Here is a 12,409-nt window from a genome sequence, read left to right as displayed (position 1 = left end):
CCGTCAACCCCGCCGCGAGAGGAGCACCGCCATGAACGCGCCCCGCCGCGGACGTCGTGGTGTTCAGCGAGGTCAGCAGCGCAAACCCAAGGGGCGTTCACTCGTCGGTCAACGTCTCGAACTAGACATTGGGGATGTGGCCCACGGTGGCCATTGCGTAGCTCGCCACGAGGGCCGGGTCGTGTTTGTGCGACACACGCTGCCCGGCGAACTGGTCATCGCCCAGGTCACCTCCGGCACCGACACCTCGCCCTTCCTGCGCGCCGATGCGATCGATGTGGTGCGTCCGGCACCCCAGCGCCGAAGCGCGCCGTGCCCCGTCAGCGGGCCGGGCGGCTGCGGCGGCTGTGACTGGCAGCACACGGACGCCGCATACGGGCGAGACCTCAAGGCGCGAGTGATCAAAGAACAACTGAAACGCCTCGCACACCTTGAGGTTGACGTTGAAGTTGAACCGGTGCCGGGCGATCGTGATGGTTTGCGCTGGCGTACCCGGCTCGAATTGGCCGTGGAACGCAACGGGCGCGCGGGCCTGCGCGGGCACCGTTCGCACGACGTGATTCCCGTCGACGACTGTTTGATCGCCACGGAGCCTGTCACCAAATCTGGTGTGTTGCAGGACGTATTCGACCCCCACATCGGCAGAGTCGAAGTTGTCGAGGTGTCCGGTGGGGACGTCGTGACCATTGAGCGAGGACAAGCCGCACCGACGGTGCATGAGCAGGTCAGGTTCGAGGACCATGAGCTGTCCTTTGCCGTCGAGGCAGACGGCTTCTGGCAGGTGCATCCGGGCGCGGCGCGCACTCTCGTTGATGCAGTGCGAGAGGGCGTGAAGCCGAAGGCGGGGGAGCGCGTAGTCGATCTTTATGCGGGCGTCGGATTGTTCGCATCGGAGATGGCTCGCGAGGTTGGTCCCGAAGGATCAGTGGTCGCGGTTGAAGGTGACGTCGCGGCGAGTGCGCACGCGCGTACCAACCTTCGCGCGACGCCTTGGGCAGGACCCGTGCATGCGGATGTGACGGATTGGGCCTTGACCGCGCCCGAACTCCAGGATGCCGACGTCGTGATTTTGGATCCACCCAGGACTGGCGCCGGGCGGGAGGTCACCGCTGCCGTCCTTGCGGGACGACCAAGGGCGGTCGGCTACGTCGCGTGTGACCCCGCGGCGCTGGCCCGAGATCTCGCGACGGCGACCGAGGCCGGGTATGACCTGGTGAGTCTGCGCGCGTACGACATCTTTCCGATGACGCATCACGTCGAGTGCGTCGCGATCCTGGTGCCACGCACGCCCTGACCGCCTCGGAGACGGCCAGTGCTGTGACCAAGTAAGGCTGTCCTTCGCGGCTAGCCTGGTGCTGAGCGTGATTAAATTATCTTGACGTCAAGATAAAGCAGACGAAGGAGTCGCGGTGAGCGAAAGCACGAACAGCTTCGGAGCCAAGTCCACTCTGTCGGTGGGCGACCAGGCATACGACATTTATCGGATCGACACCGTGCCGGGCCACGAGACGCTGCCGTTCAGCCTGAAGGTGTTGCTGGAGAACCTGCTGCGGACCGAGGACGGCGCGAACATCACGGCCGACCAGATCCGGTCGCTTGGTAGTTGGGACGAGAACGCCGACCCGGATATCGAGATCCAGTTCACCCCGGCCCGCGTGATCATGCAGGACTTCACCGGCGTTCCCTGTGTCGTCGACCTCGCCACGATGCGCGAGGCCGTTGCTGAACTCGGCGGGGATCCCAAGAAGATCAACCCGTTGGCACCAGCCGAGATGGTCATCGACCACTCCGTCATCATCGACGTGTTCGGCCGCCCTGACGCCTTCGAGCGGAACGTCGAGATCGAGTACGGCCGCAACAAGGAGCGCTACCAGTTCCTGCGTTGGGGCCAGACCGCCTTCGACGACTTCAAGGTCGTGCCGCCCGGCACCGGCATCGTGCACCAGGTCAACATCGAGCACCTGGCCCGCACGGTCATGACCCGCGACGGCAAGGCCTACCCAGACTCCTGCGTCGGCACCGACAGCCACACCACCATGGTCAACGGCCTAGGTGTTTTGGGCTGGGGAGTCGGCGGCATCGAGGCTGAGGCGGCCATGCTTGGCCAGCCCGTCTCCATGCTGATCCCGCGCGTGGTCGGCTTCAAGCTGACCGGCGAGATTCCTGCTGGTGCCACCGCCACCGACGTCGTGCTGACCATCACGCAGATGCTGCGCGAGCACGGTGTGGTCGGCAAGTTCGTCGAGTTCTACGGCGACGGCGTCGGAGTCGTACCGCTGGCCAACCGAGCCACGATCGGCAACATGAGCCCCGAATTTGGTTCGACTTGTGCGATCTTCCCGATCGACGACGTGACGCTCGACTACCTGCGCCTCACGGGTCGCGCTGACGACCAGGTCGCCCTTGTCGAGGCCTACGCCAAGGAGCAGGGCCTGTGGCACAACCCGGACGTTGAGCCGCGCTTCTCGGAGAAACTCGAACTCGACCTGTCGACGGTCGTCCCGTCCATCGCAGGGCCGAAGCGCCCCCAAGACCGCATCGTGGTCTCGGACGCAAAATCCCAATTCGACATTGACGTCAAGAACTACGGCGTACAAGGCGGGTTCCGTGAGGTCGAGGTCACCTCAGAAGAGGGCGTCAAGTACGGCTTGAAGGACGGCGCTGTCGTGGTCGCCTCGATCACGTCCTGCACCAACACCTCCAACCCTTCGGTCATGATTGCGGCCGCGCTGCTGGCCAAGAAGGCCGTGGAGAAGGGCCTTCAGGTTCCGCCGTGGGTCAAGACCTCCATGGCGCCTGGCTCACAGGTCGTGACCGGCTATTACGAGAAGGCGGGCCTGTGGCCCTACCTGGAGAAGCTCGGCTACCACCTGGTCGGCTATGGCTGCACCACCTGCATCGGAAACTCTGGGCCGCTCAATGAGGAGATTTCTCAGGCGGTCCAGGACAACGACCTCACCGTCGTGTCGGTGCTCTCGGGAAACCGCAACTTCGAGGGACGCATCAACCCGGACGTCAAGATGAACTACTTGGCATCGCCGCCGCTGGTCATCGCTTACGCGCTCGCCGGAACCATGTCGGTCGACTTCGACTCCGACCCGCTTGGTCAGGATGCCGAAGGCAACGACGTTTTCCTCAAGGACATTTGGCCGAGCCCCGACGAGGTCGAGAAGACCATCGCTGGCTCGATCAGCAAAGAGTTGTTCGTCAAGGACTACGCCGACGTGTTTGCCGGCGACGAGCGGTGGAAGTCGCTGGAGACACCCGAAGGCGACACCTTCGACTGGGCTGCGGAGTCGACCTACGTGCGCAAGCCCCCATACTTCGAGGGTATGGCCGCGCAGCCGTCGCCGGTCGAAGACATCTCGGGCGCTCGCGTACTCGCCAAACTGGGTGACTCGGTGACCACCGACCACATCAGCCCGGCAGGCGCGATTAAGGCGGACAGCCCGGCTGGCCGCTATCTGAATGAGCATGGCATTGAGCGCAAGGACTTCAACTCCTACGGCTCACGCCGCGGCAACCACGAGATCATGGTTCGTGGCACCTTTGCCAACATCCGACTGCGCAACCAGCTGCTGGACGATGTCGAGGGCGGTTTCACCCGCGACTTCACCAAGGCCGACGCGCCGCAAGCGGCGATCTATGACGCGGCCGAGAACTACGCCGCGCAGGGCACCCCGCTGGTGGTGCTGGGCGGCAAGGAGTACGGCTCCGGTTCGTCCCGTGACTGGGCCGCCAAGGGGACCCGCCTGCTGGGTGTGAAGGCGGTTATCACCGAGTCGTTCGAGCGCATTCACCGCTCCAATCTCATTGGTATGGGTGTGCTGCCGCTGCAGTTCCCGCAGGGCCAGAACGCCGAGTCGTTGGGCCTGGACGGCACTGAGACGTTCGACATCTCCGGTGTGACCGAACTCAACGAGGGCCGGACGCCAAAGACGGTGCACGTCAAGGCAACTCACGAGAACGGCAACGTCGTGGAGTTCGACGCAGTCGTGCGCATCGACACCCCAGGTGAGGCGGACTACTTCCGCAACGACGGCATCCTGCAGTACGTCCTGCGCTCGCTCGTCAAGCAATAATCCGATCGCAGCACGCGAACACCCCGCCAGGCCGAAGCCTGGCGGGGTGTTCGCGCTCCCGCAGGCGACTGCGGGCGCCAAGGCGCCACGTTGAAATGGGTGAGGCGTTCCTCGTCACGCGTTCGTGAATCTGAGCTAGCGTGGTGATGAACCGACGTTTGGGGAGTCAGGATGAGCGACAGGTGCACCAGACAGACCACGACTGGCGTGCCACAGCCAACGTTCAGCCGACGGGTCGTTCTCGGGGCAGGCTTGGTGGTCGGAGGCCTTGCCCACAGCGCCGAGATGACCGCCGCGTCCGCTCAGTCCGCGACGGCTCCAGCGGAGCGCGAGATTCACCTGCAGAGCTTCCGGTGCGCCGCGCATTGGGCTCGGGGTAAATGTTCCGGCGTTGCAGTTTCGCAGGGACAGTTGGTCATCGCGTCCCCCTCGACAACACGGTCCTACACCGATCCGCACGCTGATTCTGGTGCGGCGACCGTCTGGGAGGCTGGCGCGTGGACCTCCCCGCGGATCACGGTGGGCTTTCCTGCGACAGAAGTCATCGCGTCCTGGAATGTCGACACTCCACCCGGCACCTGGGTTGAGGTTGCGGTCCAAGGCGCGACGACTGGTGGTGAGGAGACCGAGTGGCTTGTCGTGGGTCGGTGGAGTTCGGCAAACCCCGCTGAGGGCGGGGCGATTCACCGGACGAGCGTCGACGATCAGGAGGGCGCGCTCGCCTCGGTCAAGACCGACACTGTCGTCTTTGAGGGCGGCAATACCCTGGCGTCCTACTTTCTGCGCATCACGTTAATGCGGCGCACGGACAGTGACTGCACGCCGCGCGTCGCACAGTTGACCGGTATGGCCTCGGCGCTTCCAGACGGGGCCGTCACGACGAGCACCCCCGGGAAGACGGCAGGCACCGTGCTGGACGTGCCCACACTGTCCCAAGAGGTTCACGTCGGTCACTACCCCGAGTGGGATAACGGGGGAGAGGCATGGTGTTCCCCGACGTCGGTGGCCATGATCGCTGACTACTGGAAGCGCGGCCCGAGTGCGAAGGCCACGTCCTGGGTGACTGTGGCCCCTGACGAGCAAGTCGATCACGCCGCACGGCAGTCCTTCGACCATGAATATCAAGGGTGCGGGAACTGGCCGTTCAACGTGGCTTACGCCGCCACCCTGGGCCTGCGCGGGTATGTCACCCGGCTCCGAAGCCTTCGCGACGCTGAGGCATACATCGCAGCAGGCATCCCGCTAGTCATGTCGGTGTCCTTCAAGAAGGAGGACATGCCGGGAGCTGGCTACTCCACGAGTGGTCACCTGATGGTTCTCTGCGGATTCACCGCGGCAGGCAACCCGGTGATCAATGACCCGGCCAGTCATCTGATCCCCAGCAACAACGAAGTTCGGGTCACCTACGACCGTGCCGCGGTCGAGAACGCCTGGCTGCCACATTCGGGCGGCCTGGTCTACGCCATCTATCCCGAAGGAACACAGATGCCAAAGAACTTTGGCATCTGAACTGAAGCAGATCTCAAAGGCAAAACCTCCGGTAACGAAAAGGTCACGGAATGTGAATCCGGGCGTCGAGAAGGCACCCGGATAGCCATGCTGAGCCATCGACCCATATGCCGGTGAGCCGCCCTGCGCGCTGAAGCGTGGATCCACCTGCGGGACAAGGGAGTCCGATGCTTCAGATCACTGACCTATCAGTGCGTTACGGCCGTTCAGTCAAAGCCCTCCATGGTGTGAACATCACCGTGCCCGACGGCAAAGTTGTCGCGGTGCTGGGCAGCAACGGTGCGGGCAAAACCACGCTGCTTCGCGCTATCTCAGGAACGCTGGGTTTGCATGGTGGAACCATTACGAGCGGCTCGGTCGCCTATGGCGAGACTCGGTTGGATCAAATGGATCCAGCCGGTGTCGTACGCCACAAAGTGCTGCAGGTACCCGAGGGGCGTCAGATTTTTGGACGCATGAGCGTCGAGGAGAACCTGCGAGCTGGTGGGTTGGCGAGCCCCGCCGCAGGGCGCGATGCCGCGCGCGACCGCATTTATGACCTGTTCCCCGTGCTGAAAGAACGCGCCAAGCAAGCTGGCGGACTGCTGTCGGGTGGCGAGCAGCAAATGTTGGCCATCGGGCGGGCGATGATGGCCGCACCTGAGGTATTGCTTCTGGATGAGCCATCACTCGGCCTCGCGCCGCAGATGGTGGCCCGCATCGGCGAAATTGTCCGTGACATCAATGCTTCGGGGACGGCAGTCGTCCTCGTCGAGCAGAACGCCAGTATGGCGCTGCGGGTCTCCGACTTGGCCGTTGTCCTTGAGGTAGGCGAACTGAAGTTGGAAGGTCCTGCCGACGAGTTGGCCGCGTCCGAAGACGTTCAGCGGCTCTATCTGGGCGGGCATGCCGAGAGCGACGAAGAAGCTGAGGCGGAGTTGTCCGATGCGACGAGTTCGATCCGTAGCCAACGCGGTTTGGAGGTGTGGCGAGGATGAGCCATGTCGATACTCATGAGTCCACTGCGCCGACGGGCGTTGGACGCGATGTCCGGCCTCTGCACGTCGAGGGCGTGACCGTCAGATTCGGTGGCATCGTCGCGTTGGACGATGTGTCTTTTACTGTCGAGCCCGGCACTGTTCACGCGCTGATTGGCCCCAATGGTGCCGGCAAGTCCACCTGTTTCAACGCGATCACTGGTGTGTATGGCATCGCCTCAGGGCACGTTCACCTCGGCGACACCGAACTCACCAAAATCCCAGCGCACCGGATCGCCCGCCTTGGCATTGGGCGCGCGTTTCAGAACCTCGCATTGGTCGACACTTCCTCAGTCCTGGATAACGTCATGCTGGGGCGGTACGCGCTCACCAAGGGCGGCTTCGTGCAGTACGCGCTGCGCGCACCGTGGACGATGCGTGAAGAGCGGCGCCACCAGGTGCGGGCCGCGGAGATCTGCGAATTCTTGGGACTGGTTGATCACCTCCACAAGCCCGCCGGTGCGTTGTCGTATGGCGACCAGAAGAGAGTGGATATCGCGCGGGCGCTCAACGTCGAGCCGACCGTGCTCCTGTTGGACGAGCCAGCCGCCGGCATGAACTCAAGCGAGACCGCCGAGATGGCCAGCTTGATCACTCAGATTCGCGACCAACTTGGTATCTCGATCTTGTTGGTTGAGCACGACATGAGCCTGGTGATGGGAGTTGCCGACCGGGTAACGGTTCTTGACTTCGGGCGCCGTATCGCCGACGACATCCCGAGCGTCGTTCAACAAGACCCCGAAGTCATTCGTGCCTACCTGGGAGTCGATTCCTCGGAGGAATCCACACCCAACGACAAGGAGGCGTGATGGATACGCTGGTCCAGGTCCTCGTGAACGGACTCGGCAAGGGCGCCGTTCTCGCGCTGCTGGCCGTCGGTTTCGTGGTCATCTTCAAGGCCACCGAGACCGTGAACTTCGCGCACGGATCGATGGCAATATTCTCCGGCTACATCGCCTACTCCGTGATGGAGCACACCAATTGGTTGGTGGGCGCGTTCGTCGGTGTCCTCGCGGGTGGTCTCCTCGGCCTCTTCATCGAGCGGGTTTTCCTGTCGAATGCCAAGGGCGCCCACTCAGACAGCCTGGCCATTCTGACCATCGGGTTAGACGTGGTGATCTTCACCGAGATACTTCGGCGGATCGGTACAGGCACGCCACCCTTCCTGGGCGAGCCCTACGACGGTGAGTCGGTGTCTTTCCTCGGGGCCAGCGTTGCCCTGACCTACATCGTCGCCTTGGCTGTCGCCCTCATTCTTCTCGGCGTGTTCTTCGCAGCGTTCCGCTACACGTCCTGGGGCTTGTCGATGCGTGCACAGGCTGAGAACAAGGAGGCCGCGGCGCTCATGGGCATCCGGAGTTGGCGGGTGACCTCAAGCGCGTGGTTCGTCGGCGGGTTGCTGGCCGGTATCGCCGTGCTGTTTCTCGCAACCAATGCGCTTGGAGGTGGCAACGGCCTCGTGTCGAGCCACACGTTGGCGTTCGCCGCCTTCCCTGCGGCCATCATCGGCGGCCTGACCTCCCCCGGCGGCGCGGTCGTCGGTGGGGTGGTGGTCGGCTTGACGGAGGCCCTCGCGGCTCAATACATCGACCGGGACTTCGCCGTCGTGGCGGTCTACCTCGTCATGCTCGCCGTATTGGTCGTCCGCCCAGCTGGCTTGTTCGGAAGAATGGAGCAGGTGCGTGTCTGACACCACAGCGACCACGACAGAAACCACCCGGGACGTTCCCGCTTCGCGCGCAGTCCAAGCCCTCGATGCTGGCGCCGGACAGCGCCGCGTACGCAACCTGGTACTCGCCGCGCTCGGAGTTCTCGTGGTGTGGGCCACGCCGCTCTTCGTGACCGATCCCTATCTCCTCGTTCTCAACTGGGTCATGGTCGGTGCGGTCGGAGCGCTCGGACTCACCATGCTCATCGGGCAAGCCGGACAACTGTCCTTGGCGCACTCGTTCTTCATCCTGATCGGCGGAATGTCCTACGCAGTCCTCGCCGGCCCCACTGACGGGGACGCATATATCGGCTTTGGCCTGCCGGCCTGGATCGCGGCGATTGGTGCCGTGGCCATCACCGGCGGAGTGGGTGCTGCGTTCGCTCCGATCTCAGGTCGGGTGCGCGGCATCTACCTCGGCGTGGCCTCCCTGAGCCTGGTATTCCTTGGCTACTGGTTGGCCCGGACCTTCCCGGACTTCTTTGGGTCGACCTCCAGTGGTCGGTACGCCCCTCGCCTGGAGATCTTCGGGTTCAATTTTGGTGAAGCCCAAGGGCAGTTGCACGTCCTTGGTGTCCACATCGGCAAGGACGAGCGGATGTTCTGGCTGTTCGCCGGAATCACCGCGCTGGCGTATTTCATCGGCCGAGGAACGCTCAATGGGCGCATCGGCCGTGGATGGCGTGCGCTGCGGGACAACGAGGCCGTGGCGACCGTGATGGGCGTGCCTGTCGCTCGACAGCGGGCCAACGCCTTCGCGATCTCGTCGGCCTACGCGGGTCTTGCCGGTGTCATGGTCGTCTGGTGGTACGACGGTCTGCTCAAGCCAGACGAGTCGGTCGACGCCGGCACCTACAGCACCGTCGTCGCGATCAGTTTCTTGGCGATGTGTGTCATTGGTGGGCTGGGGTCTCTGCCCGGTGCCGTCCTTGGTGCGGCCGTCGTATTCGGACTTCCGTTGCTCATTCCCCTGTTGCAGGGGGAGTCCGGTGACTTGTCCGGGACCGGCTTCACACCCGTGGTGATCACCAATCTGTTGTACGGCGGATTAATCGTGTTCATCATCATTTTCGAACCCGGCGGCGCCGCCGGAATTGGCCGCCGCCTACGCGGAATGGTCCGCCGATGAACGTTTCTCAGTCCCTGGAAAGGACCTTCGTCTCATGAACCGACGACACCCCACAACGTTCGCGGTCGCCCTTGCCTCTCTCACCCTGGTGGTGTCTGGATGCAGTTTGAAGACTCCGGAAAACGCTGGCGGAGGAGGTGAAGGTGCGCGCGGCGTGAAGACCGGCGAAGGCGTCACCGAAGACACCATCACCCTCGGCAACCTCACCGACACCTCCGGCGTCTTCAAGACCCTCGGGCTGGCGATTACCCAGGGCACCCAACTCTGGGCCTCCGACATCAACGCCGAGGGCGGTATCTGTGGTCGCAAGATCAAGGTGACCACGGCCGATCACGGATACACCGCGGAGAAGGCCGTTCCGCAGTACAACCGGATGAAAACCGACGTGCTCGGGCTGATCCAGTTGCTCGGTTCGCCCGTTCTCGCAGCTCTCAAGCAGCCCATCGTCAATGACAAGGTGGCGGCGATCCCGGCCTCCTGGGCCTCGGACAACCTTGATGTCCCCAACGTGGTCATGGTCGGCCCCACCTATGACGTGGAGATGATCAACGGGCTCGCCGAACTGCAGCGCCGGGACAAGATCAAGGACGGCGACACCATCGGTCACATCTACGTCGACTCCGAATACGGCAAGAACGCACTCAAGGGCAGCATCTACTACGCCAAGAAGCACAAGATGCGCCTGGTGCGTTCGTCCGTGACGTCGACCGAGGCCGATCTCACCTCGGCGGTGACCCAGCTCAAGGCACAGGGGGTCAAGGCGATGCTCATCACGGGCACGCCCGCCCAGTCGGCGTCGGCTCTCGGCGTCGCCCGGGCGCAGGGCGTGAAGGTGCCGATCTTTGGCAGCGGCCCGTCCTACACCCCGCAGTTGCTGGAGACTCCTGCTGCCCCAGTGCTGCTGAGCGGTCAGTTCGAAACCTCAGCGCTGCAGGTGCCCTACAACTACGAGAAGGCACCGCTGGCTCAGGAACTCGCGAGGCGCACTAAGGCCAAGTACCCCAAACAGGTCCCGACCTACGGTCAGAACCAGGGTTATGCCAATGGCCTGGTGTGGGGCGCCATCCTCAAGCAGGCGTGCTCGGACGGCGACCTGACTCGTGGTGGGATTCTCAAGGCCATCCGAAAGACCTCGGTCGATACCCGCGGTCTGACGCCGGCGCTGGACTTCACCAAGCCGGGCCAGCCCTCGACCCGTGCGGGCTACCCGACGTTGCCTGCCAAGGTTCCTGGTGGCCTGAAGATCACCGGCGATCCGGTGCCTTCGGATGAGGCGCTGGAGTACAAGACCCCGTTCCAGGGCAAGGAACAAGCAGACAGCTCCGAGTGACGCGCTAGGACGGGACCGGCCGGACTCGCACTGTGCGGTTCCGGCCGCCCCTGATCGCGGCGTACGCCGCGCCCGTCAGGATGACGGCGCAACCAATCACCTGGCTCAGCGATGGAATCTGGTCCAGCACGACGGCAGCCAGTGAGAGCGCGAAGACGGACGGGAGCAGGAGTAGCACCCCGCTTGTGCTGTGCGGAAGGCCAACGACGCCACGATTGATCAGGACGAACGCCAGCAATTGGCTGACCAGGGCCAGCACGACGATCAACGCCCATGCCTCGGCGCTCGTGGGCATGCTCAGGACGCCGGCGACGACCCCGACGATCATGGCCGTAACCGCGGCCGAGCCGCACGCTGTGCACAGCACCGTGATCGGCCAGTGGTTTTGTCCGACGGCGCCTCGTCGGAGCAGGTAGAGGTAACCGGTATAGCCCGCGCCAGCCGCGACTCCGAGCACGACCCCGATGGTGGTCGGAGAGGTGCCCACGGAGGCGCTTCCCAGGCCGCCAGCGAGCCCCACTCCCAGCAGCATCATGGGCGCGAGAACCCACGTGACGGGCTCAGGTCGGATGCGCTCCACCAGCAACACCAAAAGCGGCATCAAGAGGACCTGCACGTTGACCAGCACGGTGGCAATGCCTGCGCCTGCCTCCTGCACTGCGATGTTCCAGCAGCAAAAATCCAGGCCAAGGGCGATGCCAGCGGACGTGGCGAAGACGACTTGTCGGCGGGGAATCAGTCCGCGACGCTTCATTTCTCGGACCGCGAATGGCAGCACGGCCAGCGCCGCGATCCCAGCTCGAAGCATCGCGACGGTCACCGGCTCACTGGCTGCAGCTTTGACGAGGACTGGTGATATGCCGAGACACAACCCCGCCAAGACGAGGGCGAGGACCGAGCCTCGCGTGGCGTAGGCGCTCGTCGAAGTGCTCTGGGCGGACAGCCTCAATCGAGAATCTCGAGTACGCGTCGCGCGACCGCTTGTCCGAGCTCGCGGTTGTTCTCGGGGGTGAAGTGGATGCCATCGACTCCGTCGGTCGTGATGACCGACCCGGCGTCCAGGAATCCAATGTTCATGAAGTCGGCCAGGGCGCGGTAGTGATGGGCTAGGGCGCGGGACTTTTCGTGCGCATCGGCGAAGATCGTGGCGAACCAGTCGTGGCCCATGGTGCCCAGCGCTGGCGGGGCCACGAGCAGCACCTGCGGCGCCGGATAAATCGTCCCCACGCCGCCGCCGGAGCTCAGAATCTGCCCAACCAGCGTCGACATTCCGACGGCGATCTCCTCGGGGCTACGTCGCAGATAGGTCTTGGTGTCATTGGTGCCGAGCATGACGACAACCAGATCTAGCGGAAGGTGACTGGCGATCGTCGCGGGCAGGTAGGCAGACCCATTCAGTCTCGGATCAGTTGGGTCATCCGCCGTGGTCGTCCGTGCGCTGAGTCCTTCTTCGATGACGTGATAGCCCGGACCGAGATGCTCGGTGAGCACGCCGGTCCATCGCACATCGCGGGTGTATCGCTGGGTGGGCGCGCCTTCGAGTACGGGAACCCAGCCCCACGTCAAGGAGTCACCGAAGCACAGGATGTTCTTCTCGGGCATGCGTCGACTGTAGATGCCTAGTGCGACAGAGCC

The 12,409-nt window shown here is 63.8% G+C and carries 10 protein-coding genes; 8 read left to right on the top strand and 2 right to left on the bottom strand.

The genetic code is table 11. From position 1 onward, the window contains the following. Positions 1 to 31 precede the first annotated feature (31 nt). From F562_RS0105950 to F562_RS0105915, 8 genes are all read left to right on the top strand, one after another. On the top strand, positions 32 to 1,294 hold the full coding sequence (locus F562_RS0105950; RefSeq protein ID WP_018156020.1) for a class I SAM-dependent RNA methyltransferase: 1,263 nt from the start codon (positions 32 to 34) through the stop codon (positions 1,292 to 1,294). 115 nt (positions 1,295 to 1,409) lie between these two features. After that, positions 1,410 to 4,082 (top strand): aconitate hydratase AcnA, encoded by a 2,673-nt coding sequence (acnA, locus tag F562_RS0105945; RefSeq protein WP_018156019.1) that lies wholly within the window; start codon positions 1,410 to 1,412, stop codon positions 4,080 to 4,082. Positions 4,083 to 4,253: 171 nt separating this feature from the next. Then, positions 4,254 to 5,591 (top strand): C39 family peptidase, encoded by a 1,338-nt coding sequence (locus tag F562_RS0105940; RefSeq protein ID WP_156822556.1) that lies wholly within the window; start codon positions 4,254 to 4,256, stop codon positions 5,589 to 5,591. 167 nt (positions 5,592 to 5,758) lie between these two features. After that, positions 5,759 to 6,568: an ABC transporter ATP-binding protein gene (locus F562_RS0105935; RefSeq protein WP_018156017.1), complete on the top strand. Its 810-nt coding sequence runs from the start codon at positions 5,759 to 5,761 to the stop codon at positions 6,566 to 6,568. Then, entirely contained in the window at positions 6,565 to 7,416 is an 852-nt protein-coding gene (locus tag F562_RS0105930; protein WP_018156016.1) for an ABC transporter ATP-binding protein, read from the top strand. Before F562_RS0105935 ends, F562_RS0105930 begins: the two co-directional genes overlap by 4 nt. Next, entirely contained in the window at positions 7,416 to 8,297 is an 882-nt protein-coding gene (locus F562_RS0105925; RefSeq protein ID WP_018156015.1) for a branched-chain amino acid ABC transporter permease, read from the top strand. Before F562_RS0105930 ends, F562_RS0105925 begins: the two co-directional genes overlap by 1 nt. After that, entirely contained in the window at positions 8,290 to 9,444 is a 1,155-nt protein-coding gene (locus tag F562_RS0105920) for a branched-chain amino acid ABC transporter permease (protein WP_018156014.1), read from the top strand. The genes F562_RS0105925 and F562_RS0105920 overlap by 8 nt, the downstream gene beginning before the upstream one ends. Positions 9,445 to 9,478: 34 nt before the next feature. Further along, positions 9,479 to 10,774 carry an ABC transporter substrate-binding protein gene (locus F562_RS0105915; protein ID WP_018156013.1) on the top strand — a complete coding sequence of 432 codons (1,296 nt, stop codon included), beginning with the start codon at positions 9,479 to 9,481 and terminating at the stop codon, positions 10,772 to 10,774. Positions 10,775 to 10,778: 4 nt separating this feature from the next. Here the strand turns inward: F562_RS0105915 and F562_RS18240 are convergent, their stop codons facing one another. Then, a complete protein-coding gene (locus F562_RS18240; RefSeq protein ID WP_018156012.1) occupies positions 10,779 to 11,723 on the bottom strand; it encodes a DMT family transporter in 945 nt (314 codons plus the stop codon). Further along, a complete protein-coding gene (locus F562_RS0105905; protein ID WP_018156011.1) occupies positions 11,720 to 12,376 on the bottom strand; it encodes an SGNH/GDSL hydrolase family protein in 657 nt (218 codons plus the stop codon). Before F562_RS0105905 ends, F562_RS18240 begins: the two co-directional genes overlap by 4 nt. Positions 12,377 to 12,409: the final 33 nt, after the last annotated feature.

Source organism: Demetria terragena DSM 11295, from assembly GCF_000376825.1.
Classification (GTDB): domain Bacteria; phylum Actinomycetota; class Actinomycetes; order Actinomycetales; family Dermatophilaceae; genus Demetria; species Demetria terragena.
This window is presented reverse-complemented; position numbering and strand designations above follow the sequence as displayed.